This window comes from Chitinophaga sedimenti (genome assembly GCF_023156195.1).
Classification (GTDB): domain Bacteria; phylum Bacteroidota; class Bacteroidia; order Chitinophagales; family Chitinophagaceae; genus Chitinophaga; species Chitinophaga sedimenti.
In genome coordinates this window covers 3,764,880-3,789,441 of sequence record NZ_JAKUKA010000001.1, presented here as the reverse complement: position 1 = coordinate 3,789,441, position 24,562 = coordinate 3,764,880, and the positions used below count along the sequence as shown (strand labels likewise).

General features: G+C 50.5%; 23 protein-coding genes and 2 pseudogenes. 15 read left to right on the top strand and 10 right to left on the bottom strand.

Annotation, left to right across the window (positions count from 1 at the left end; all coding sequences use genetic code 11):
- Positions 1 to 5 precede the first annotated feature (5 nt).
- Together MKQ70_RS21620 and MKQ70_RS21615 are read right to left on the bottom strand one after the other, a co-directional pair.
- Positions 6 to 398, bottom strand: a complete 393-nt coding sequence (locus tag MKQ70_RS21620) for a sensor histidine kinase (protein ID WP_248074309.1) — start codon at positions 396 to 398, stop codon at positions 6 to 8.
- Complete coding sequence (locus MKQ70_RS21615; RefSeq protein ID WP_248074307.1) at positions 395 to 1,561, bottom strand: PAS domain S-box protein; 1,167 nt, start codon at positions 1,559 to 1,561, stop codon at positions 395 to 397. The genes MKQ70_RS21620 and MKQ70_RS21615 overlap by 4 nt, the downstream gene beginning before the upstream one ends.
- Positions 1,562 to 1,844: 283 nt before the next feature.
- On the opposite strand from MKQ70_RS21615, the gene MKQ70_RS21610 reads away from it, so the two are divergent.
- From MKQ70_RS21610 to MKQ70_RS21590, 5 genes are read left to right on the top strand one after another with little or no spacing between them, the layout of a single operon-like run.
- Positions 1,845 to 2,294 (top strand): cytochrome c oxidase subunit II, encoded by a 450-nt coding sequence (locus MKQ70_RS21610; RefSeq protein WP_248074305.1) that lies wholly within the window; start codon positions 1,845 to 1,847, stop codon positions 2,292 to 2,294.
- 5 nt (positions 2,295 to 2,299) lie between these two features.
- Positions 2,300 to 3,970 carry a cbb3-type cytochrome c oxidase subunit I gene (locus MKQ70_RS21605; RefSeq protein WP_248074303.1) on the top strand — a complete coding sequence of 557 codons (1,671 nt, stop codon included), beginning with the start codon at positions 2,300 to 2,302 and terminating at the stop codon, positions 3,968 to 3,970.
- A gap of 22 nt (positions 3,971 to 3,992) precedes the next feature.
- Positions 3,993 to 4,163 carry a hypothetical protein gene (locus MKQ70_RS21600; RefSeq protein WP_248074301.1) on the top strand — a complete coding sequence of 57 codons (171 nt, stop codon included), beginning with the start codon at positions 3,993 to 3,995 and terminating at the stop codon, positions 4,161 to 4,163.
- Between the two features lie 28 nt (positions 4,164 to 4,191).
- Positions 4,192 to 4,596 (top strand): SCO family protein, encoded by a 405-nt coding sequence (locus MKQ70_RS21595; RefSeq protein ID WP_308199113.1) that lies wholly within the window; start codon positions 4,192 to 4,194, stop codon positions 4,594 to 4,596.
- Positions 4,586 to 5,128, top strand: a complete 543-nt coding sequence (locus MKQ70_RS21590) for a c-type cytochrome (RefSeq protein ID WP_248074297.1) — start codon at positions 4,586 to 4,588, stop codon at positions 5,126 to 5,128. Before MKQ70_RS21595 ends, MKQ70_RS21590 begins: the two co-directional genes overlap by 11 nt.
- Positions 5,129 to 5,363: 235 nt before the next feature.
- On the opposite strand, the gene MKQ70_RS21585 is transcribed toward MKQ70_RS21590, so the two are convergent.
- The 6 genes from MKQ70_RS21585 to MKQ70_RS21560 all read right to left on the bottom strand — a co-directional run bounded on the left by MKQ70_RS21585 (position 5,364) and on the right by MKQ70_RS21560 (position 8,769).
- Complete coding sequence (locus MKQ70_RS21585; RefSeq protein ID WP_248074295.1) at positions 5,364 to 5,570, bottom strand: hypothetical protein; 207 nt, start codon at positions 5,568 to 5,570, stop codon at positions 5,364 to 5,366.
- A gap of 367 nt (positions 5,571 to 5,937) precedes the next feature.
- Complete coding sequence (locus tag MKQ70_RS21580) at positions 5,938 to 6,192, bottom strand: HTH domain-containing protein (RefSeq protein WP_248074293.1); 255 nt, start codon at positions 6,190 to 6,192, stop codon at positions 5,938 to 5,940.
- A gap of 608 nt (positions 6,193 to 6,800) precedes the next feature.
- On the bottom strand, positions 6,801 to 7,163 hold the full coding sequence (locus MKQ70_RS21575; RefSeq protein ID WP_248074292.1) for a GIY-YIG nuclease family protein: 363 nt from the start codon (positions 7,161 to 7,163) through the stop codon (positions 6,801 to 6,803).
- A gap of 601 nt (positions 7,164 to 7,764) precedes the next feature.
- Entirely contained in the window at positions 7,765 to 7,926 is a 162-nt protein-coding gene (locus MKQ70_RS21570) for a hypothetical protein (RefSeq protein WP_248074290.1), read from the bottom strand.
- 19 nt (positions 7,927 to 7,945) lie between these two features.
- Positions 7,946 to 8,287 (bottom strand): substrate-binding domain-containing protein, encoded by a 342-nt coding sequence (locus MKQ70_RS21565; RefSeq protein ID WP_248074288.1) that lies wholly within the window; start codon positions 8,285 to 8,287, stop codon positions 7,946 to 7,948.
- Positions 8,284 to 8,769, bottom strand: coding sequence for a LacI family DNA-binding transcriptional regulator (locus MKQ70_RS21560; RefSeq protein ID WP_248074286.1), 486 nt, complete (start codon positions 8,767 to 8,769; stop codon positions 8,284 to 8,286). The genes MKQ70_RS21565 and MKQ70_RS21560 overlap by 4 nt, the downstream gene beginning before the upstream one ends.
- Positions 8,770 to 9,329: 560 nt before the next feature.
- On the opposite strand from MKQ70_RS21560, the gene MKQ70_RS21555 reads away from it, so the two are divergent.
- The 10 genes and pseudogenes from MKQ70_RS21555 (at position 9,330) to MKQ70_RS41365 (ending at position 22,995) form a co-directional block, all read left to right on the top strand.
- Positions 9,330 to 10,751, top strand: coding sequence for an alpha-L-fucosidase (locus MKQ70_RS21555; protein WP_248074285.1), 1,422 nt, complete (start codon positions 9,330 to 9,332; stop codon positions 10,749 to 10,751).
- A gap of 55 nt (positions 10,752 to 10,806) precedes the next feature.
- A complete protein-coding gene (locus MKQ70_RS21550; RefSeq protein ID WP_248074283.1) occupies positions 10,807 to 12,498 on the top strand; it encodes an alpha-galactosidase in 1,692 nt (563 codons plus the stop codon).
- Complete coding sequence (locus MKQ70_RS21545) at positions 12,483 to 12,911, top strand: hypothetical protein (RefSeq protein WP_248074282.1); 429 nt, start codon at positions 12,483 to 12,485, stop codon at positions 12,909 to 12,911. Before MKQ70_RS21550 ends, MKQ70_RS21545 begins: the two co-directional genes overlap by 16 nt.
- A 157-nt stretch (positions 12,912 to 13,068) precedes the next feature.
- The gene (locus MKQ70_RS21540; RefSeq protein WP_248074281.1) at positions 13,069 to 13,386 is read left to right on the top strand and encodes an alpha-L-fucosidase; all 318 of its coding nucleotides are present in this window, start codon (positions 13,069 to 13,071) and stop codon (positions 13,384 to 13,386) included.
- Positions 13,274 to 14,433, top strand: a pseudogene (locus MKQ70_RS21530) (alpha-L-fucosidase). The gene MKQ70_RS21540 and the pseudogene MKQ70_RS21530 overlap by 113 nt, the downstream one beginning before the upstream one ends.
- Positions 14,434 to 14,539: 106 nt before the next feature.
- Entirely contained in the window at positions 14,540 to 16,801 is a 2,262-nt protein-coding gene (locus MKQ70_RS21525; protein ID WP_248074276.1) for a family 20 glycosylhydrolase, read from the top strand.
- A 274-nt stretch (positions 16,802 to 17,075) separates the two neighbouring features.
- On the top strand, positions 17,076 to 17,450 hold the full coding sequence (locus MKQ70_RS21520) for a carboxypeptidase-like regulatory domain-containing protein (protein WP_248074274.1): 375 nt from the start codon (positions 17,076 to 17,078) through the stop codon (positions 17,448 to 17,450).
- A 47-nt stretch (positions 17,451 to 17,497) separates the two neighbouring features.
- Positions 17,498 to 20,026, top strand: a complete 2,529-nt coding sequence (locus tag MKQ70_RS21515; RefSeq protein ID WP_248074272.1) for a SusC/RagA family TonB-linked outer membrane protein — start codon at positions 17,498 to 17,500, stop codon at positions 20,024 to 20,026.
- A 69-nt stretch (positions 20,027 to 20,095) separates the two neighbouring features.
- Positions 20,096 to 21,601 (top strand): RagB/SusD family nutrient uptake outer membrane protein, encoded by a 1,506-nt coding sequence (locus MKQ70_RS21510; protein ID WP_248074269.1) that lies wholly within the window; start codon positions 20,096 to 20,098, stop codon positions 21,599 to 21,601.
- A 66-nt stretch (positions 21,602 to 21,667) separates the two neighbouring features.
- Positions 21,668 to 22,995 (top strand): annotated as a pseudogene (locus MKQ70_RS41365) (glucoamylase family protein).
- 147 nt (positions 22,996 to 23,142) lie between these two features.
- Here the strand turns inward: MKQ70_RS41365 and MKQ70_RS21495 are convergent.
- Both MKQ70_RS21495 and MKQ70_RS21490 read right to left on the bottom strand, forming a co-directional pair.
- A complete protein-coding gene (locus tag MKQ70_RS21495) occupies positions 23,143 to 23,682 on the bottom strand; it encodes an anti-sigma factor (protein WP_248074266.1) in 540 nt (179 codons plus the stop codon).
- Positions 23,679 to 24,263 carry an RNA polymerase sigma factor gene (locus MKQ70_RS21490; protein WP_248074264.1) on the bottom strand — a complete coding sequence of 195 codons (585 nt, stop codon included), beginning with the start codon at positions 24,261 to 24,263 and terminating at the stop codon, positions 23,679 to 23,681. Before MKQ70_RS21490 ends, MKQ70_RS21495 begins: the two co-directional genes overlap by 4 nt.
- Between the last annotated feature and the right edge of the window lie 299 nt (positions 24,264 to 24,562).

Sequence of the window (24,562 nt, the reverse complement as noted above, 5' to 3'; positions counted from 1 at the left end):
GGTGCTTACGTTGTATGGTTTGGAAAACTAAGTCGGATCGTGGTGCCTTCGCCGTGGCGGCTGTCTACTTCAATATCGCCCTCCAGCATGTCTACATATCTTTTCACAATATGGAGGCCAAGGCCGGTTCCCTGTATGTTCGTAACGTTCCGCGCGCGGAAAAAGCTGCTGAACAGGTAAGGTTTGTCTTCGTCCGGTATGCCCATGCCTTTGTCGGTAACGGCTGCGAATATACGGCCGTCTTCCGCCCATATGCGCCATTCGATCGGCGTATCGGCCGGCGAAAACTTGGAAGCATTGGTGAGCAGGTTTACGAATATATGTTTAAGAAGGCGTTTGTCGGTAACAAATCCTGTGGTGCCACGCAGTTGCCGGTGTAATACCTGCCCGGGTTTCAATAGTCCCTGTACTTCCTCCGCCGTTTCGGTGATAAAAGTTTGCAGGTCCAGAACGAAGCAGTTGTTTGCACTTTGCCTTCCTCAATTCTTCCCAGGGAGAGGAAGTCTTCCAACAGCTCGTTGAGGTGTTTTACCGATTCGCGGATTTTGTGCACGTGTTTCTCGCGCTTTTCCTGGTCGCCGGTGGTGGTGTATTTGTTGATCAGTGCGGCAGAAGAAAGAATAGCGCTGAGCGGGGTGCGAAACTCGTGCGAGGCCATCGACACAAAGCGGGATTTGATTTCGCCCAGTTCTTTTTCCTTGTACAGGGCGTCCTGCAGTTCTGTTTGCGACGATTCCAGCTGCTTCATGGCTTCGTGCAGGTTGTTGGTGCGCGACTCGACCTTGCGTTCCAGTTCCTGGTTCAGCAGGTGCATTTCTTCCGCCATATGCTCCAGTTGTTTCTGTTGTTGCAGTTGCTCATCTTCCGCTTTTTTACGGGTGGTGATGTCAATGACAAAAGCGAGTACAAAGTCTTCAGAAGCCTGGCGGAAGTGGCTCAGGCTCACTTCCACGGGGAACTCGCTCCCGTCTTTCCGCAGTCCGAACAGGTTAAACCCGTGCCCCATAGGCCGGGAAACGGGATGAGCCATGTACTTGTTACGGTCCTGTACATGTGAATGTGCATATCGTTTCGGGATCAGTACCTCAATGTCCTTTCCCAGCAGTTCGGCCGCGGAATAGCCGAACAGCCTTTCCACTTCGGGATTGGCCAATACGATGCGGCCTTTGCTGTTGGTAAGCAGGATGCCTTCGGTGGCGTTGCGGAACAGCGCGTCCAGCTGATTTTCATCGGCTTCCAGCGTGCGGTACAGCCTTTTTACGAATAAAGTAAGCAGGGTCGTGCTCACGACTAATATCAGGGAGAAGAAGTGTTCGATGAATACCTCGGCATAGTCTGGGTTGCGGTGGGGCAGGCAGGCGATCACGATCACCACGATAATGGCGGCGGCGCCCATCCAGTGAGTAGCGGCGTCTCTTTTAACGAACATGGTGAGCAAAATGGCCGTCATCAACCCGCCGTCAAAGAAATTATAGTCCGGCCGCCATACCAGTAGGTAGGTGGCAATGATCAGTATAAATACTGCAATGGCCATTATTTGCTGCTGCCCGAAACGAAACATGTGATATTAATATATGCCGCAAGTTAACAAATGTCGGGGACCGGAACCTGACTTAAGTCATTTCTGTCTTTGATGACTCTCATGCGTCACGGTTATGTCACTCATGTGGGGGCGGCGGGGGACAGGTAGTTTTGTGATAAATCCTGTCACCATGAATCAAGAGACTGAAAAATTTACACCAAAAGGAAGCATTGCCTTCTTTATCCTGCTGGCACTGCTGTGTGTAGGCATCTGGTTTTACATCTACAATATCATGCTTGAACGCGCTTAAACTCATCTTTTTATGCTGGATAAATTCGAAATAAAAGTATTACGGATCTCCGGGCTGCTCATCGTAGTCTTCCTTTTTGCATACTGTATGTTACCGGCAAAAAGAAGGTGGGTAACAGAATGTATTCCTTACGACAAGGCCTACACCGAGCCCCGGGTCACTAAAATCGACGCTAAAACCTACCAGGTATTCGCCGTGGCGCAGATGTGGAGTTTTGAACCCGCATCCATTACCGTGCCTCCGGGCAGCGAGGTAGACTTCTATGTGACCTCCAAAGATGTGGTGCACGGGTTTAACATCGCCGAGCGCAATGTGAACATGATGGCCGTTTACGGTGGTATTTCCAAAACTACCGTGAAGTTCCCCGAGCCGGGCGTGTACAAAATTACCTGTCATGAGTACTGTGGTACGGGCCACCAGAATATGCAGGCAGAAATTATTGTTGATTTTCCTAAACCTTGATTGATATGAATGTTAGTCGTTCATTACGGAATGTGATCATCATAGAGTTGTTCGTTCCGATTACCTTACTTATACTCGGCATTTACCATGGCCTCATGCAGGTGGTTTACCGCGCCGGGGTAATTCACCAGAGTTCCGCGGTAAAACTGGATTACTACCGGGGCCTCACCGCACACGGTGTGATCAATGCGATCGTGCTCACTACGTTTTTTGCCGTGGCTTTCGGTCACGCTACGATGCTCTTTTACATGAAGAAAGAACCGAATAAACAACTGTCCTGGTTATCCCTTGGTCTTATGGTGTTCGGTACGTTGATGGCTGCCTGGGCTATCCTGGCCGGTAAAGCCTCTGTGTTGTATACATTTTATCCGCCGCTGAAAGGACACCCCTGTTTTTACCTCGGTACTGCCCTGCTCATCGTTGGTTCCCGGATACCTTTGTTCGACTGGCTGCGCATCTACCGCGAATGGAAGAGAGAAAATCCCGGCGTGAAAGTGCCGCTGGCGGTACTGGGCACCCTGGTCAACTTCATCATCTGGTTCGTGTGTACATTAGCCGTTGCTTATGAAGTACTGGTACTGCTGCTGCCCTGGGCAATGGGTTGGAACCCAACCGTAAATGTAACCCTGGCGCGTACGCTTTTCTGGTTCTTTGGGCACGCCCTGGTGTACTTCTGGCTGTTGCCGGCTTACATTATGTTCTATACTATGTTGCCGAAACTGGCCGGTGGTAAACTGTACTCTGATCTGGCCGGCCGTATTGCGCTGTTTGGATTCCTGCTGCTGTCTGTACCCGTTGGTGTACACCACCAGTTCAGCGATCCGAACATCAGCAGCACTACTAAATGGTTATCTACCATTCTGACTTTCGGCGTAGCGATCCCGAGTTTTATTACGGCGTTTACTTTGTCAGCTTCCCTGGAATATGCCGGCCGCCAGCGTGGCGCGAAAGGCCTGCTGGGCTGGTTTGGCAAACTGCCTTACCTCGATAGCAACCGTTATCTCTTTGGGTATATGATCGCGGGACTGATCCTGTTCATCTTCGGTGGCTTTACCGGTATCGTGAACTCCAGTTATGCACTGAATAACGTGGTACACAATACGGCCTTTTTGCCCGGCCACTTCCATATGACCGTAGCGGGACCTGTGTTTCTCGCCATGATCGCGATGAGCCTTCACCTGATCGCTACCTTACGCGGCCGTAAAATATTTATGCCGAAAATAAATGTGATCATTCCATATCTATGGATGGTTGGGGTACTGATTTTTTCTTTCGGTTTGATGTGGGGAGGATTGATGGGTGAACCGCGCCGCACCAACCTGGGTATGACCTACCTGAACCCGCAACACGAACTGTACACGCCGCAGTGGGTACCTTCCACGATGTTGGCGCTGGCTGGTGGTACCATCATGTTTATCGCCGGTATGCTGTACTTCGTGGTGTTCTTCGGCACCTTCTTCGGTAAAAAGGCCGAAACAGCGGGACTGGACCTGCCGGTGAGCGAGGCTTATCATGATGAAAAAATGGTGCCTTTGTTCAATGGTTTCAGGCCCTGGATCATTGTGATGATCGTAATCATTCTCATCGCTTATGTTCCTGCCCTGGTAGATGTGTTAAGCAATAGCGGTCCCGGCGCTCCGCCGCACCTGCCGCACAACCCGTTACCCGGACTTTAATATCAACCTAAAAACTAGTCATATGAAACGTAATAAAATAGGATTATGGACGATGCTGGTGCTCGTACTGCCGCTTACCGCCTGGCTGGGCGTGCGGACCTACGAAAGCAGGTTGGGCCGGTTGCCGGTGTACAGCCAGGTGCAGTTCGATTCCGCTTACGTTTTCATCGATCAGCACGCGCAGCCTTTTTAATTACCGTAACCAATACCAGCGTGTTACCGTGGGTAACTTCTTCTTTACCAGTTGCCCGGTAATATGCCCCAAAATGACCAGGCAATTATTGCGCGTGCAGGAGGCTTTCGGGGGTGATAAAGAAATACAGATGCTGTCGTTTACAGTTGATCCGGCACACGACCAACCGGAGGTGCTGCGGGATTACGCGAAACGCTACGGCATTCGCTGGCAGCTGCTGACGGGCGATAAGCCCGCGCTGTACCGCCTGGCGCGTAACGCTTACCACCTTACTGCTTCAGAGGGCGATGGCGGCCCGACCGATTTTATTCACAGCGACCAGCTGGTGCTGCTGGACAAGCAGGGCAGGGTGCGCGGATATTACGAAGGCACCAATGCTAACCAGGTAGACGAGCTTATTCACGACCTTAAACAACTTAGAAATGAACCGTAAAATATGGTATTTACTGCTGCTGATGGGATTGGCCGTACAGGGTTACGCAGCTGCCCCGCCCTCCAAAGAAGAAGGTGCGCTTATTTTCAAAGGCCGTTGCGCCGCCTGTCATAACATCAACAAGCGCGTGGTAGGCCCGGCACTCGCCGGTGTAGGCGACCGTCGCAGCATGGAGTGGATCACGAAGTTTGTGCAATCTTCCCAGTCACTGATTTCCAGCGGAGATAAAGATGCGCAGGCGCTGTTCGCGGAATTTAATAATACGCCTATGCCCGATCACCGGGACATTACGGCCGACCAGGTGGCAAGCCTGGTGGAATATATTAAATCAGAAACAAAGACGGCTACAGCCGGCAATGTGGATGTGATAACTTACAAGCCAGGGGTAAGGCCGCTGGCGTACCGCCCGCTGATGCTGAGCGACTACGGTTACATTACCGGCTTTATTGCCGTGGTAGCCCTGTTGGTGCTGGTGATGTTGATGATGGTGCGTGTGAAAGACGTGGAGCGGGAAATGCAAAATGATAAATAGTTTATGCTTAAACGTTAGCCGCGGCTTCCGTGGCTATTAATGGGGTATGGGTTTCTACCCATACCAGTGCTTGGAAAAGTTCTGACATTGTGTATATATTTTAGTCAAACATGTGACCAATAAGAACGGCGCGGGTATTTACCCGCGCCGCGTTTTTTATAATTTTTCCTCATAAACACAGGCGGACTCCGGAATAGAGCCCGCTTGCATATTCGCATCATAGATTGTTTGTAAACTAATTTTCCGGGTAAATATTTTCATTGCGCCGCAGGTGGAAAGGAATACATTTTAACTCCAGCAGGAAGCTGTCCGGTTCGCCGGTGTAGCAGATGAAGTCCTGGTTGCCGGCCTGCAGCCTATCCACTAATTGCTGCAATACCGCGTTTAATTCCTGCCGGGTATGTGCAATGTGAAGTTCGGTCCTCGGATGCTGTGAATTCATAGAAAAGGATTTAATAAACAGAAGCGTGGAAAAAGGCAGGTCACCTGCCTTTTTCTTACACAGTAATGCACGCTTTTTTGGGGGTAATTCCAATCGGATTGCTATACATGAACATAAATATTAGAGGCTCCGGTCCGTTGCCGGCCGCAGACGTTTGTGTAAGTAAAGTAATTTGAATAACAGGCGGTGGAAGCCTGCACTATGCACATTCAAAGGCTAAATCGGGGTGTGTTGTAACGGTTGTAAAGTAACGCGTATATCGAGTTATTTGGCGTTAAACGTTTGTTAACGACATGCGGGTTAACACTGCAAGAGCAGGGGTTGCCTGCCCTTGCAGTAATATAAAAAGAAATATAAGCGGGGCCTGTTATGGCGTAACGCTTACGGCCCCTACAGTTTTATTAAACTGGATGCTGAATCCGCCTTTTTCGGAATAGTAATAACTTTCCTTATAACGGTCGTATTCAATGGGCGCACCGAGTTCTCTCATCATTTTGAGGAATTCGTACAAGGTACGTTCAGAAATGCGGAGCCGTTTGGCCAATTGCGCCGGTTTGCCGGTGCCTTTGATTCGGATCAGGTAATCGATCGTCTGGAGTCTGTCGAAATAACGCTTGGGCATATAAAGGGGGTTAATAATGGTCTAAAAATAGTTTTGTCATAACGCCCGGATCTACCTCGATAAAACGCGGTGCGACTGGTAACAGGCACGTAAGGCGCATCGGTTGCTGGTGATGGAAGATCATTTTGTACATACTGTCAGTGGCCGGTGGTCCATTATAGGCCGGGTTACATTTCGGATGAAGTTTACGATGTGTCATGTGTGTCCTTTTAAAATGAATATCTGCAGCACGCATAGGCGCATTGCGGATAAACGGGGTGAAAAAAACAATGCATTGTATGATGGAACTGTGTTTTGCAAATGGGAGCCATGGGCTGTTTGTGCGACAACCCCGCGGTTAATGGAATATGGGTTACTAACTTCATAAAAATATGCGGCCGGTTACCTGTATTCAGCGATCAGACACGTAACGTGTTCACTACTATTTAATGCAGCCTTGTATACAGTTAACCCGGCGTGTTTTTGTCTCAAGCTTTTATAATATAGACGCGGCCTTTTATGCGGCCACCTTTTTTTTAATCTCGCTTAATATTGGCTGCTGCGTTTTGATTTCACCTGCTGAAATTACACAAACAGCCTGCAACACCTTCGCAGTCGTAAACAGCCTTCTACTGAACCGGTTCTTCCAGTCCTGGCGTAAGATCTTCCCAGGCGGGGTTAGCCTGTACGATCAGGCTTACCTGGTTGATCAGCGTATCGTTGAATATTTCATTTCTGCGCCAGATGCCTTCTGAAAGTTCTTCGTGATACTCGAGGTATACCAGTTTATGCATACGTTTATCCTGCGGCAATCCTTCCATTTGTCCGTTGCGGTGCAGCTGCACATCGCGGAACAGGTTGTTGGTCAGTCCCACAAACAGGAGGGAGTGTGCCTCGTCCGTCATGATATACACATAAAAGTGGCGGGCAAATGCTGGTATAGCCTTGTCGTTTGAGCCATAGGTCATTTCCTTTCGGATGTTGATTTGCATGCTATTGTAAGTTTTGCCTTCGCTAAGTACGGGGCGGCAGACTGCTATCTTGCTTCAAAAAATTGTTGTGACCCTCTCTTTGCAGTGTCGCCTTATGCCGGTTACCGGCAGTTCATTTGGTTGATATCAGTATGTACGGGTATAACGGTTAATAGTTTCGCTCTTCAGCCACTACGCTATTACATTGCAGCGGGCTCGCCAAAAAAGCAACCATCTGCCGGCAGCGAATGGTTGCAATAATGTAATAGTTAACTTGGAGAACAGCATGTTGCCGGCGAACCGGCAAACAATAATACAGATAATTGCCGCATGGGTTTGTTAATCGATTGTTAACCGGTAGATAGCCTATAATGACCCTAAAGTTTTTTGAATTGGTATGATATCATCCTGAAGTGAAGGCAAAAAAAGCCATCGCGTAGATGGCTGTTTCAGGTATTCATGTAAATGCAGTGAAATTTATAAAGTAGAACCACAAGTTAATCTAAATGCTAATATCTATTTGTTAATTTATTGTTAATTAATGTTTGGGTGAGGCGAGGTATTTTCTTCTAACCTACTGATATATAACTGAATTTTTACGCTGCGTATCGTAAATTACTTGTTAATACTTTACAAGGTTGCAATCGAGCGCGATGGTATGGTACGATGGCTTCTCGTCCGGAAGCTGCATCAGTGTTAATAATAAGCTCGTTGCCTTCCCGCCAATCATCGCCGGCTGCTCCTCGATAGATGCGCAGGGCGGATGATCCATGTACTGCAGCAACTGGTGATTACCAAGCCGATTACCTGCACCTGGTCTTTTTATCAGGATAGTATTGTTTTAACAGCGACATGATCTCTAACACGATCAGGTCTTTAAACGCGAGTATCGCCGTCGGGAATTCATCCTGCTGCATCCAGCTGTCGATGATGGCTTTGTTGCGATCACGACTAAAGTCAGTGTGTTTGATCAGTTCCGGGTGAATCGGCAATTGGTGTGCGCGATGTGCATCCGGGTAACCGCTGTGCCGCTCGCGGCTCGTAGTCATTGTTTCAGGTCCGTTCAGGTGCGCAATGCGCCGGTGACCATGTTCGATAAAGTAATTCACGGCCTGCTGCGCACCGTCGCGCACATTGCTGATCACACAGTAACAGTCGTGGTGCCGCGGTTGCCGCGCCATGTGCACCACCGGAATGTTCCACGACTCCAATGCCGGAAGTGGTTAAAGTTGACGGTCTCTTTGCTCGCCGCAACCAGCACGCCGTCCACCCGGTTTTTCTGCATAAACGCCACCAGCTCTTTTTCGCGGCTCAATGAATCGTACGACTGGCACATGATGAGGTTGTAATGGTTTTTCATCGCTTCAATTTCAGCGCCGCAAAGGATGTTCGTGTAAAAGTGGTCAGTGAGGTGTGGCAGAATAACGCCGATGGTGCAGGTCTTTTTTTGTTTGAAGTAAATAGCTGCCTGGTTGGGCACATAATTCAGCTTCTGGGCAAGCCGCTCTACCCGCTCTTTTGTGTACAGCCCTATACTGGGATGGTTATTCAGCGCTTTGGATACGGCAGACACGGATATGCCAAGCGTGCGCGCCATCTCTTTGATGGTGGGTGCCTTCTTTTCCATAGATCACAATATTGTAAGAAGTGAGTTACCAAAATAGTATCAATTTCGCAGTGTTCCTAAACTTTTTTCCTGCTTCCGCTAAAGCGTTAGCAGCACGCCCCTGCTTGATCCTGCTTTTAAATAGTATTGACTATCACTTTTTTATTGTTTTGTATCAGATATTAACCCTTTCCGATGTTTTTTTAACGGGAATTATCCCGGCGGAAAAATTTGGTATATCGATGTAGTCGCGTGTTTCCAACGGTCTGCCCACGCAATACGTGCATGGCTATTGTAGCAGTGATGCAAACACCTGTATCTTGCATCAGTTAAAGTTATTGATACGGCAAATCCGTATGTAAAAGGTTCACATAAGAGTAGTCACATCAATCGCAGCTGCTTGTCCAGGCGGTGGCTTCATTCTATTTACGCCGGGTACTTTTTGATCTATGTTACACTGCACCGCTCATCCAGTATGGCCACTTATTTGAACGCATTGATGTATTTTGTTCGCGTGATCTATTATTAGCATACCATTGCGCCGCACAGCGGCTTAACGAAACACAATAAATAATTACGAAATGTTCAAAAACAGCTTTTTGATCGCCTGCTTATTGCTGGCGCAAACCGTTTTCGCGCAAAAGAATGCCGCGCCCATTCCACTGAAGTATGGCGCCCAATATGAAGGTAAACGTACCGATGAAGCCATGCAGAAGTGGCGGAGCAACCGGTTTGGGCAATTCATCCACTGGGGCCTCTATGCCATTCCGGGTGGCGTGTGGAACGGTAAGACATACAACTATGCCGCCGAGTTCCTGAAGTCCAGCGCCCGTATTCCCACCACTACCTGGGATTCGCTTATGTACCAGTTCAACCCGAAAGGTTTTAATGCGAAAGCCTGGGCGAAAATGGCGAAAGGAATGGGTGTGAAATACATGACCATCACTACCAAACACCACGAAGGTTTTTGCCTGTTCCCGAGTAAGTTTACTGAGTTCAATATCGCCAACACACCTTATAAGAAAGATATTTTAAAGGAGCTGGTAGATGCTTATAACGCCGAAGGCATCGACGTTAATTTTTATTACTCCGTGCTAGACTGGCATCACCCCGACTGGCGCTACGATATTAAGTCCGAAGCGGATAGTATGGCCATGGTGCGCCTGCTGAAGTTCGAAGAGAACCAGCTCCGCGAACTGGCGGAGAACTACCCGACAGTCAAAGGTTTCTGGTTTGACGGCACCTGGGATAATTCCATCAAAAAGAATGGCAAATGGACTTATGAAATGGAGATGATGCTCAAGAAAATTCGTCCCGGTGTAGTGGTCAACAGCCGCCTGCGCGCCGATGACCTGGGCGCACGCCACCGCGATAGTAATGGTAAGTTAATGGGGGACTATGAAAGCGGCTACGAACGCCGTTTGCCACCGGCTACTGAACTTAAGGTGACGCAGTGGGACTGGGAGGCGTGTATGACAGTGCCCGAGAACCAATGGGGCTATCATAAAGACTGGAGCATCAGTCACGTTAAAACGCCGGTTGAACTGCTCGAGATGCTGGTGCACACCACTTCTATGGGCGGTAACTTCCTGCTGAACTTTGGTCCGGGTGGCGACGGTACGTTCCGTAAAGAGGAACACAACATTGCTGATTATATTGGTAAATGGATGGCCAAAAACAGCGACGCGATTGTAGGCTGTGACTATGCCGGCTGGGATAAGCAGGATTGGGGCTACTTTACGCGCAGGGGGAAAGAAAGCAAAGTGAACGCGATCGTCTTTAATGTGCCTGTCAGCGGTGTCTTAAAAATAAAGGTTCCGGCTAAAACCACGATCGTGAAAGCCTACTTTAAAGAGGGCGGCAAACCGGTGACTGTAAAGGAAGTGGCGAAGGATCAATACCAGCTGACATTGCCGGGTAAACTGTTTGCAACACCTCCGGTGATCATTATCGAAACCAGTGGTGGTGATAATTCGAAGCAATATAAAGATGCATTGACCTGATGATAGCGACCGCCCCCGACAGCAAATATCGGGGGCGTTTTTTATATTTAGTACGATGAAACAACTGACTTCCTTCCTGCTGTTGCTGTCACTGACGGTTACTGCGCAGCGTAAAGACTGGCTGATCGATAATCGTGGGTACACAGCTACGGTGAAGGTGACCGGGCAGCAGCTCACCCTCACCAACGGCCTGTTGAGCCGCAGTTTCGTACTGCAGCCCAACGCGGCGTGTACCGACTACCGTAACGTCAGCAACGGCGATCAGCTGCTCCGCGCCATACAACCCGAAGCCAGGGTCACGCTGGATGGTCGCACCTATAATGTAGGCGGACTCTCTGGCCAACGCCAGAAGGCTTACCTGTTGCCCGAATGGCTTGGTCAGTTACAGCGCGGCCCGGATGATTTTGTATATGTATCTCACCTGGAAAAACCTTTGACCGCTTATGTAAAAACAAGGCAGCAGCCGAAAGGCCGCGAACTGGAGTTTACTTACCGGCATCCCGGGCTGGCGGGCATTACGGTTAAAGTTCATTATGAATTGTATGACGGGATACCCGCACTTTGCAAGTGGCTGAGTATTGAAAACCGCAGTGGTAAAACATTGATGGTAAACCAGGTGGTGAACGAAATACTGGCGGCAACCGAAGAGGAGTCCGCGGTAGTAGGCGGGCTGAAGCAAATGAAAGTGCCGCATCAATTATACGTGGAAAGTAATTATGCGTTTAACAATGCGATGAAGGCAAGTCTCAGCGACCAGACCACGCACTGGAACGCTGATAGTACTTATACTTCGCAGGTGAATTACAACCTGACGACGCCCTGTCTGCTCGAGGTATACGCCGACCGCGGTATCCATCGCGCTTTGGCGAACGACAGTGTTTTTACGTCGATACGCACCAACGAACTGCTGCTGGATAGCTACGACCGGGAGCGCAATGGTTTGGCGCAACGGCGCCTGTACCGCACCATTGCACCGTGGACTACGCGTAACCCGATCTTCATGCACCTGGTCAGCACCGATCCGGAAAAAGTAAGGGGTATTGTAGATCAATGCGCGGCAACGGGCTACGAGGGCGTGATCCTCAGTTTTGGCAGCGGGCTGAACATGGAAGATACGGCTGCGGCGAACATCAATAAGTTTAAACAGCTGGCGGATTATGCGCATGCGAAAGGGATCCTGCTGGGCGGCTACTCCCTGTTTTCGAGCCGCCGCATCAGCGATGAAGATGATGTGATTGATCCCAAAACCGGGAAGCCGGGCGGCGCTTTCTTCGGCCATGCGCCCTGCCTCGGTAGTAAATGGGGGATGGCTTACCTGCAAAAGATCGAATACTTTATTAAGACTACCGGCTTCGATATTTTTGAGAACGATGGTCCGTACCCCGGCGATATTTGTGCATCCACCACACACCCCGGCCATCGCGGTCTGGATGATTCGCAGTGGGCCCAGATGGAGTTGCAAAAGGCTTTTTATCGCCGCATCAGCGAAGCTGGCGTGTATATTAACGCGCCGGACTGGTACTTCCTCGATGGGACGCATAAGATCGCGCTCGGCTATCGCGAAGTGAATTTCTCTTTACCGCGCGCCGAACAGTTGATCCTTAACCGCCAGAACATTTATGACGGTACCTGGGAAAAGACGCCGGCCATGGGCTGGGGTTTTGTACCCCTGTCGCAGTACCAGGGGGGGGAGCAGCCGCTACGATCGAACCCTTGCATGAACACCGCGATATGTATGAAAAACTAATGATGCAGTACTATGGCGCCGGCATCCAGGCCTGTTACCGCGGTCCCCGCCTGTACGATACGGATAGTACGAAGCTGCTCGTCCGGCAAGTCATCAACTGGTATAAAAAGTACCGGCCCGTCCTGAATGCAGACATCATCCACCTTCGCCGCGCCGACGGCCGCGACTGGGATGGTATCCTTCACGTGCAGCCGGATGGTGAGCAGAAGGGACTGGCGATGTTGTACAATCCTTTAAGAGAGACGATTACGCGGGAGATTACACTCCCCGTTTACTATACCGGTCTGCATAAAACAGTGGCGATCCGCGAACGGGAGGGTAAGCCCCAAACCTATGTTACAGACCGTGATTATGGCGTGCGGGTAAAGGTGACCCTGCCTGCGCAAGGGTATACATGGCTCGTCTTGGAGTAGTACCGAACCGTCACTGAACCATCACCCAACCATCACTGAACCATCCGACTGACCGCTTTATTGCTCAAATACCGCTAATGACCGGTAAAATAGCATGAGTCTTTAATGCAACCGATTGCTAATTTGCGTTATCAACCTTAAACCCAAACTGCACGTTATGAAACGGATCTATGTATGGCTGCTGCTGCTCGTTAGTACAGCAGCTTCCGCCCAGGAGAAAAAGCTCTTCTCCGAAACACCCGAGCAAAAGGAAAAACGCATGGCCTGGTGGACCAACGACCGCTTCGGTATGTTCATTCACTGGGGTTTATATGCCCTGCCCGCCCGCCACGAGTGGATCAAAAACCGCGAGATGATTACCGATGCCGATTACCAGAAGTACTTCGATAATTTCAATCCCGATCTTTACGACCCCAGGGGAATGGGCGAAGATGGCAAAGGCTGCCGGGATGAAATATGCGGTGCTCACCACTAAACACCATGAAGGTTTCTGCCTGTTCGACTCTAAGTTCACGGATTATAAGGCTACGAAAACAGCTGCCAAACGCGACCTTGTTAAGGAATACCGGACGCTTTCCGCGCGGAAGGGTTAAAGGTGGGCTTCTATTATTCGTTGATCGACTGGCATCACCCGGATTACACCATTGACCGTAATCACCCGCAACGGGCGAAGGATGATGCCGAATACGACCGCCTCAACCAGGGGAAAGATATGGCTAAATACCGCACCTACCTGCATAACCAGGTGCGCGAGCTGATGAGCAACTATGGTAAGATCGACATCCTGTGGCTGGACTTCTCTTTCCCCGGTAAAAACGGTAAAGGGCATGAAGACTGGAACTCCGTTGACCTTATTAAAATGGTGCGCAAACTGCAGCCCCAGATACTGGTAAACGATCGCCTCGATCTGAAGGAGTACGATGATGCCCGGGATTTCCAGACACCCGAACAGGTAAAGGTGCCGGGCTGGCCTACGCTGAATGGCAAACGTATTGCCTGGGAAACCTGCCAGACCTTTTCCGGCAGCTGGGGTTATTATCGCGATGAAACAACCTGGAAAGACGCCAAACAGCTGATCGTACTGCTGGCAGAATCGGTGAGTAAAGGTGGTAACCTGTTATTGAACGTGGGGCCAACTGCCCGCGGCATGTTCGATGAACGTGCGCAGCAATCGCTGAAGTCGATGGGGGATTGGATGAAGTTTAACAGCCGTGCGATTTATGGTTGTACGCAGGCGCCGGAAACTTTTAAACGGCCAGATAATACCCTGCTCACGTACAATCCTACCACCAAACGCCTGTACGTGCATTTGCTCGATTATCCGCTGCAAAGTTTTATCCTGCCCGGGTACAAGGGCAAAATAAAGTATGCGCAGTTCCTGCATGATGGCTCCGAGATTAAAATGGGTACGCCCTCTAACCGCTGGACGGACCAGGATGTGTCTAAAGATGTAAGTCTCAGCCTGCCGGTGTTGAAACCGAACCCGGAGGTGCCCGTGATCGAGTTGATTTTACAAGATTAGTATTGAACCACTTACATACGACGCCTGCCCCCAAGCCGATAGCGGCTGCCCGGACAGGCGTCTTTTCTTTTATTAATATGATGAAAATATTTTATACTTTAGCTATATGAAGAAAAACCTATTGGGATTGCTGGTCGCTGCCACCGTTGCACAGTCTGCGGCCGCGCAATCGATTATCCCGAAACCGTTGTCCGTAAAGCCGTCGGCCGGCAACTTTAACCTGGGCGCAGCCACTATCGTGGTGCCAGCCACCGCCTCACCCGATTTGAAAAACCTGTCCGCCTACCTGTCTAACATCCTGAAGCAGGAAACCGGCAAAGCCGTTCCCGTTGCGGCCACTGCCGCCAAAGGTGCTATTACACTGGCCCTGGAACCGGTGGACTCTTTGGGGGAAGAAGGGTACACCCTGAACGTGGGTGCCGATGGTGTAAGCCTCTTAGCTGCCAAACCCGCGGGTTTATTTCACGGTATACAGTCGCTGCGTCAACTCGCCATTGCCGAAGGCAACAGTCTGCGCGGCGTAGCCATCTACGACCGTCCGCAGTTCGAATGGCGCGGGTTTATGCTCGATGTATCGCGCCACTATTTCCCGAAGGAAGTGGTGAAGCAGTACATCGACTACCTGGCCTTATTGAAAATGAACACTTTCCACTGGCACCTCGTTGATGATGAGGGCTGGAGGATCGAAATAAAGAAATATCCGAAACTGACTTCCGTGGGTGGTTTCCGGCCAGACAGGCTCGGTACGGCCTGGCGCAACCAGGAGCCTTCCAGGGAAGGAGAGCCCGCGAAGTATGGCGGTTTTTATACCCAGGCCGATGTGAAAGAGATCGTGGCTTATGCGGCCGAGCGGTACATTACGGTGATCCCGGAAATTGAGATGCCGGCGCATGCATTGTCTGCCATGGTGCCTTATCCTGAACTGGCCTGTTTCGACGGTTTTCCGAAAGTGCTGCCTACCGGTGGAGGCCCCAAGTTCCGCGAGTACATCTATTGCGCGGGTAATGAAAAATCTTTCCAGTTTATTGATGATGTGCTGACGGAAGTAGCAGGGCTGTTTCCCGCGCCGTATATCCATATTGGCGGAGATGAGGCGCCGAAAGACAAGTGGGCCGTATGTCCCAAATGCCAGCAGCGTATCAAGGACGAGGGGTTGCACAACGAACACGATCTGCAATCTTACTTTATCAAAAGGATAGAAAAGATGTTGCAGGCAAAAAATAAAAAGCTGATCGGCTGGGACGAGATCCGGGAAGGCGGATTAAGTCCCGACGCCACGGTGATGGCCTGGCGCGGACTGAAGCCCGCGATGCAGTCGGCTTCGGAAGGGCATAAGGTGATCATCTCCCCGAAAAACCTGTCGTATTTCGACTATCCCCAGGGCAAAGGTTTTGAGCCGATAGGTTTTGGCACCCGCCTGTATCTCGAAGATCTTTACAACTTCGATAATAGCCTCAGCGACTTTAACGATTACCAGAAAAGCATGGTGCTCGGCTTGCAGGCTAACCTGTGGACAGAGCAAACCCAAACACTGGCCGATATCCAGTACCGCACGTTCCCCCGCCTGTTCGCACTGGCCGAAAATGCGTGGACGGTCCCCGCTCAGAAAGACTTTGGCGACTTCACCAGCCGTATGTCCGCTTATTATCCCTGGCTCGACAAAAACAACATTAACTACCGCAAACCCGATGTGGTGAGCAAATTGTCCAACTACGTATTTACCGATTCCATCCGGATCAACCTGCAGGCGCCGCATAAAGACGGGGAGATCCGTTATACCACCGATCTCACGGAGCCGGATAAACGTTCGTTGCTGTATAAAAATGGCCTTTCCTTTACCCGCGACGCCGTAGTGAATGCCCGTGAAATACTGCCCGATGGCCGCCTCAGCCAGGTGAAAACCATCCGCGTGAGTAAACAGCCCCTGCTGGCCGGTGTAAAGCCCGAAGTGGTGATACAGGGCATGTTCTACAAATATTACGAAGACGCGAACAGCATAAAGGCGCTTAAAACCGCCGCTGCCCTCAGGCAGGGCTGGGTAACCCATTTCGAGCTGCCCGACCAGTTTAAGGATAATAGCTTTGGTGTAAGTTTCGAAGGGCATTTTTATGCCGCGAAAGATGGTGTATATACTTTCTACCTGCAATCCAGCGATGGCAGCGCGATGTTCATCGGCGATAAATTGATCGTCGACAATGAAGGCACGCACCCGCAACAGGAGGCGTACGGACAGGTAGCCCTCAAAGCGGGTTATCATCCTTTCATTATCTACTATTATGATACTTACCAGGCCGAATACCTGAAAGTATTGTATGAGGGTCCGGGTGTACCGAAACAAGCCGTGCCGAATGAAGTTTTATTCCGATAAAAACTTGCTGATATTACTTGTTTAAGGGCCGGAACAGCTGTTGTTCCGGCCTTTCTTTCGTCATTCGGCGATAATTCTGTAACTTCAGTTTATAAGAAACCATGTAATACCACGGACGAAAAACGGCAGTACCCAAAAACAAATGACTCCAATTTACCCGAAGAAAGACCGGCAATAGAACACTGCTGCGCATCCGTTCCGCGCGCTTCACGTCTTATATTTCCCCATACCCCTACTACGCAGTTTTTTCTTTAAACGCGATAAATCGATCGTTATGCACTTCAATGTTACAACAAAACACTCCGTTTGTACCCTGCTGCTATTGCTGTTGCTACACCTTTCAGTAGTCGGTACGGCGCAGTCCGTACCTGTGAAAGGCCGTGTGGTGGACACGGACGGCACGCCGCTGGTAGGCGTTACCGTAAGGGTTAAAGACACCAACACCGGCACAGTCACCGGGGCAGATGGCACGTATACGCTGACCGTTCCGGGCAGCACGGCCGTTCTCGCCATCACTTATCTCGGCTACGATCCGCAGGAGATCGCCGTAGGCACACAAACCGAAATCAATGTTACGCTCAAAGTATCTTCCAGTCAGCTGGAACAGGTAGTTGTCGTGGGCTATGGCACCCAGCGTAAAAAGACCTGACGGGCTCCGTAGCCAATATCCAGGGGAAGGAACTGGCTAAACAACCTGTGTTGACGGCCACGCAGGGAGCACAAGGTAAGTTGGCTGGTGTGCAAATCATCAACTATGGCGGCCCCGGTTCGCAACCGTTGGTACGCATACGCGGTACGGGAAGTATGCTCGCAGGCGCGGAACCGCTGTACGTGGTAGATGGCGTTTTTACCAGCGATATCCGCAACATCAGTACCAGCGATATCGTATCGATGGATGTACTGAAGGATGCGGCCGCCTCCGCTATTTACGGGGTGCGCGCTGCCAATGGCGTAATTATTATCACTACGAAGAAAGGCCGCTCGGGTAAAATGGAAGTGAGTTACGCGGGCAACATAGGTTTCCGCCAGGCGTCCAACCTGGTGAAGATGGCGAACAGGTCGCAGTACACCGGCTTTTTAACAGAGGTGTCGCCCGGTACGGTTATTCCCTCCGGCAATACCAACACAGATTGGTTTGATGAGGTGCTCCGCAATGCGCTGCAACATAGTCACAACATCAGCGTGGGCGGCGGCAGTGAAAAAATGACTTACTACTTCAACGTCGGCTACCTCTACGATGAAGGTATCGTGATCGGCAACAAATACGACCGCTTTTCGATCCGCTCGAATAACGAATTCAATCTTACTAAAGAATTGAAATTTGGTACGCAGTTTTCCTTTATGCGCGCCAACTCCGATACCATTGATAACGGCGCCATCTTCAACAACGCCTATCGCGCCGCACCGGTGGTGCCTGGTAAGGTAGATGGCAAGTATGGTAACACCTCCGCGTTTGGCAATGTGGGTAATCCCATTCTTAATATTGATAAGGTGAATAACCGCGCCGCCGAAACACGTTTGCAGGGTACGGCTTACCTGGAATACTCGCCGATCAAATCGCTGAAGCTGCGCTCTGCCTTTAGTGTAGACCAGAGCTTTTACACCCGGCGCGTGTATAATTATGCTTATCTGAATGATGCCGTCACTTTTATAGAAACCGGTGGTAACCAGCGCAACGACCTCAGCACCCTCACCGGGCGAAAGGAGAATGTGACAAACTGGTTGTGGGATAATACGGCCACATATGAGGAGTTGTTCGGCAAGCATCGCCTTACACTGCTGGGCGGCTATACGGCCCAGAAATACAGCAGCGATTATGTAGAAGGGGTGCGTCGGGGCGTACCGCCCACGCGCGATCAGTGGTACCTCGTCACCGGCGATCCCAATACTTCCACCAATAACGGTGGCGGTGACAAATATGCGCGTGCGTCGGTGTTAGGGCGTGTTAATTATGCTTTTGCGGACAGATATTTAGTATCTGCTTCCATCCGCCGCGATGCATCTTCGCGGTTCCCGGAGAATAACCGCGTAGGCTGGTTCCCGGCCGCAGGTTTGGGCTGGGTGTTGTCCGAAGAATCTTTTATGAAAGATAAAGGCGCGTTCGACTTCCTGAAACTCCGCGCCAGCTGGGGCCGTATTGGTAACGATAATATTGCGTCCAATTCCTACATCGTTACCGCCAATACCGGTGTACCATATGTGTTCGACAATGGTCTCGTACTCGGTTCCGCCATCAGTGATATTAAAAACGCCAACCTGCGTTGGGAAACTACCGAAGAATATGACTTCGGGCTGGAGTTCTCCACCCTGGGCCGCCGCCTCACCGGTGAGATCAACTACTACGACAAACGTACCATCGATGCGCTGGTGCTCGTAAAACTGCCCGGCATTCTCGGTGATCCTGATAATGAGTATGTAACGAATGCAGGCTCCTTTACCAACAAAGGCTGGGAGTTTACCGCGCAGTGGAAAGATAATATCAGCGAAGATGTGAGTTATACGATCGGCGGTAATATCACCTTTAATAAGAATAAAGTAACGGGGCTTAATGCCGGCCAGCCGCTGCCACGCGGTGGTGTAGGACAGCAGGGGTCTACCACCCTTACTGATAATGGTGAGCCGATCGGCAGCTTCTACGTATACCGCACCGATGGCATCTTCCAGACCCAGGAAGAAATAGATAACTACAAGAATAAAGATGGCATAGTGATACAGCCGAACGCCCAGCCCGGTGATCTCAAGTACAGGGATAAAGATGGTGATGGCTCGATCACTTCGGCAGATAAGTATTTCGTAGGTTCTTACCAGCCTAAAATGTATTATGGTATTAATCTTGGGTTTAATTATCAGAGCTGGGATTTTTCGGCAGACTTCTACGGTAATGCCGGCAACAAGGTGTACAATGGTAAAAAAGCGTTCCGCTACCAGGTAACGGATAATATTGAATCCGATTACGCTGATCATCGCTGGCGGGCCGACAGGCCTTCCAACAGTGATCCGCGGCTGATAGAAGGCAATACGCCCGCATCGGATTACTTCGTGGAGTCCGGTAGTTTTTTCAGGTTGAATAACCTGACCATCGGTTACACGTTGCCGAAAGCCACGCTGGAACGCATGCGTATGAGCAACCTGTTTTTACCTCACCTCGCAGAATTTGTTTACCCTGAAACGTTTCAGCGGCTTCAGTCCGGAGTTGCCCGGCAGTCCGCTCGAATCAGGTATTGAGTTAAACGCATATCCCACTACCAGGACGTATGCATTCGGCGTAAATGTTACATTTTAAAACCCATGATCATGAAAAGGAACTTTCGACTTACACTATATACGCTGACGCTGGCCGCTCTCGCTACCGGTTGTGGTAAAAAATTCCTGAACATTGCGCCGCAGGGAGCGGTTACGGAGGAAGAGATCAGGAACAATCCCAATGCCGCACAGGACCTCGTGAACGGGGTGTATAACATTATGTGGATAGGCGGATTCGAACCCGATATCAACAGCTTCCAGTTTATTATCATGACGGAAATTGCCTCTGATAACGCGGATAAAGGCAGCACGCCGGATGATTACCAGGCCGCGAAGGATATTGATAATTTTACGCTCGATTCCCGCAACGGCGTAGTGAGCAATGTGTGGAAGGGTCACTACCAGGCCATTGCACGTGCTAACCAGGCATTGGATAAAATTCCTTTAAGTCCGCTCGATGATGCGAAAAAGAACGCCCTGCTCGGCGAAGTACGTTTCCTGCGGGCGCATTTCTATTTCAATCTCGTGCGTTTTTTTGGCGGCGTACCTAAAATAGATCGCGTGCCGAATGCAGATGAAGCCAATTCTGATCAGTTCCAGACGCGGGCTTCGGTAGATACGATTTACAATATGATCATAGAAGACCTCACGTTTGCCGTGAACAACCTGCCGCTGAAAGGCGCTACGCAGGTAGGTCGTGCAACGAAAGGCGCTGCACAGGGGCTGCTGGCGAAAGTGTACCTCTATCGTAAAAACTGGCAGGGCGCGTTCGATATGTCGCAGGCGGTGATCAATTCCGGCTTGTACGATACCTTGTCTAACTACGCTAACATCTGGCGGGTAGCCGGCGCTAATTCTTCCGAATCGTTATTTGAAGTGCAAACCGGCGTTAACGCTGCCTGTAACGCCGCGATCAATATCTATTCTGTGTGCCAGGGCCCGCGTGCGGGTGGAAAACGCGGGTGGACGGACCTCGGCTTCGGTTTCAATAATCCATCGGCTAATCTGGTTGCTGCATACGAGGTGGGCGACAAACGCGCCGCGGCAACGATCATTACCGTACCGGCAGGTGGTACGGTGTTGTGGGACGGCTTCCGCATTCCCGGGCGCGATTCGGTGGAGAACGACCGTTACAACTATAAAGCATATCACAGTCGCACTCAGGAGCCCTATTGCGGTGTGCCGGACCGCATGCCTAAAAACCACCGGGTGCTGCGGTACAGCGATGTATTGCTTATTTATGCCGAAGCGGCCAATGAGTTAGGCAATATCGCCGAAGCGCAGAATAAACTGAACATGGTGCGGCGGCGTGCGGGGCTGGGTAATTTCACCGGCACACAGGCGACGCTGCGTACAAAAATATGGGACGAACGCCGGGTAGAACTGGCGATGGAGTGCGATCGTTTCTTTGACATTGTACGCCAGGGCCGCGCGGGTGTAATCATGCGCGCTGCCGGCAAGGCATTCCAGGACGGTAAACATGAACTGTTTCCCATTCCCGAAGATCAGCGCGAGCTGAGTGGTAACCGGCTGGGACAGAATAACGGGTATAATTGATTTGGCTTTGTTATATTGAAATGGCTGCGCCGGCCACGGTGCGGCCATTTTATCAACCTAAAAGATATGAACAGGTATATTTTGATCTGCATGGGCTTGTTGTGCAGCCTGCATGTTTTCGCACAGAAACGGCCCGCCACGTTAAGCGATTCCGCATTACTCACGCTGGTACAGCAACGCACCTTCGATTACTTCTGGAAGTTCGCGCATCCCGTATCCGGACTGGCGCCCGAACGTACGCCCACCCCGGAAGTGGTGACCATCGGCGGTTCCGGCTTCGGGGTGATGGCTATTCTCGTGGGCATAGAACGTAAGTTTATTACACGGGAGCAGGGGCTGGACAGGCTCCTGAAAATCGTGAAGTTCCCGGAGAAGGCGAACCATTATCACGGCATCTGGCCGCACTGGATGAACGGCGCTACAGGCCAAACAATTCCTTTTGGCCGTAAAGATGACGGCGGCGATGTGGTGGAAAGTGCGTTTATGTTCCGTGGATTGTTAACCGTACGGCAATACTTTGACCGTAAAACACCGAAGGAAGAAGAACTCCGCAGCCGTATCACCTGGCTGTGGAATGATGCGGAATGGAACTGGTATACCCGCGACGGACAGGAAGTATTGTACTGGCACTGGTCGCCCAATAACGGCTGGGCCATGAATCACCAGATCAAAGGCTACAACGAATGCCTGATTGCCTATGTGCTCGCGGCCTCATCACCCAACTTCGCGATATCGCCGCATGCGTATCATCGTGGCTGGGCCATGAGTAATTTCTTTTATAACGGTCGCTCGTTTTACGGTATTAAACTGCCGCTGGGATTCGATTATGGCGGGCCGCTGTTCTTTACCCATTACTCTTTCCTCGGGCTGGACCCTCGTGGGTTAAAAGATCAGTATGCAGATTATTGGGAGCAGAATGTGAATCATACGTTGATTAACCGCCAGTACTGTATCGAGAACCCGAAGAAGTATAAAGGCTACGGCGCTAACTGCTGGGGGCTCACGGCCAGCGATAACCATGAGTTTTACAATGCGCATTCGCCTACCAATGACCTTGGGGTTATTACACCCACGGCCGCCTTATCGGCCTTTCCTTACACACCCGAATATTCCATGGAGGCCTTAAAACACTTTTACTATGATTTAGGGGAAAGATATGGGGCACCTACGGCTTCTACGATGCCTTTTCCGAAACCCATAATTGGTACGATAATCAATACCTCGCTATTGACCAGGGACCTATTGTCGTGATGATCGAAAACTACCGCAGTGGCTTGTTATGGAAACTGTTTATGCGCGAACCCGACGTGCAACGTGGGCTGCAGCGCTTAAACTTTACCTGGCCCGGCAAGCCTACAGCGCCTCCGGGAGGTGCTGCGCCCGCTGGTAATTAGCCGCGTCCGCGGGTATTTTGTTCAGCCAGGTGCGGCATTGCACTTTGTCGTCGCTTTTCAGGTAGGTGAGCGCCATGTAAAACGCACCATCATACTTGAACAGTGAGTTGCCTTCGTATATCTGTTTCAGATCGATGCGTGCCTCTTTTATTTTATTGATTTCGAGTAACGAAACGCCGCGGTAGAAGCGGGCATACGCATCGGTGGAGTCTGCTGCCAGTGCACGGTCCAGCAGGGGATGGCGGCCGCGTATTCACTGTCGTTGAACAGGGCTGCGGCTTCCTGTAGTTCGGCGCGCTCGTTGGCGCCACGTTCTACGGGAGCGTTCATGCTGATGGAAACAAATTCTTTATATAGATTTTTCTGCCAGGGCGAAAGGAATAACGTGCCCGCAATGATGGCCGCAACAGAAGCTGCTGCAATAACCCAACCGGGTACACGCTGCGCTTTCATGTGCGGGATGTGCGTAATATCGTGACGGTGTTTTTCCAGCGTGCGCAGGAAAGCGGCCTGGTTGGCATCGGGGTACAGGTCGCGGCGCAGCGATACAATCAGCTCGCGCTGTGTATCCGAGGCTTTGCGCAATGAAGGTTCGCTCGACAGCCGTTGTTCGAACTGCTGCAGTGCTTCACCGTCCATTTCGCCGGCTAAATAAAGGTCTATCAGTTCGTGATCTAAAGCATTCATTTCAGTCCCCATTTAGAGAGATTGTCGTTAACGGAAGCAATGAGCGTGGCCATGCACTCCGATTTCTTTTTGCGCAGGTAACCGTACGTTACTCCCAGCAAAGCGGCTACTTCTTCCTGCGATTTATCGCTCAGCGACAGGCTGATGATTTGCTGACAGCGCTCGCCCAGTTTAAGGAACATGGTACGGAACAGTTTTGCTTTTTCGCCTTCGGTCCAGGAAAGTTCTGCCTGGCGGAAAGTATCTTCGCCAATATTAAATTGCTCGTCTATATCAATTGTTACCCCCTTACGGCCTTTTTTCTTTAGCTCGTTCAGCCATTTTCTTTTACATATCAACAATAAAAAAGGTTCAAAAGGACAAGTGAGGACGAGGTCTTTAAAGCGTACCTGGTTGTAAATGTCTACCAGCGCCTCCTGGAAAATATCCGCCGCATCATCGGCGGAACCATTGTTCTGCTCAATAAACTGCCTTACCCGCGGGGAAAACCGCCGGTAAATCTCGCCTATTACCAGTGTGTCGTTGTCAACGAGCGCCTGCAGGTAATGCTGATCTTCGTGTATTGTTTTGGGAACTGACATCGGCCAAAATCTATCCGGCGAAGATAGATAAACCTTTTTATAAAAAGGGGGTAACATTTCCCCGCAACCATTGATATGATCCTGTAACAAACATTCTCGCATATGGAACTGATAGGATTTACTTTTTTCAGTTGCATTATGTTGCTGCTGGGATTGAATATGATTAGGGAAAGGCCAGTAATTAACATAGTCACAGGGTAATAAATAAAGGGAAACCGGCCATGCGCCGGTGTTTCCCTTTTTCCGGCAGTAGGATTATTTCGCGGAAATGTATTATTTTAACTCAAAATCCCCGGCAG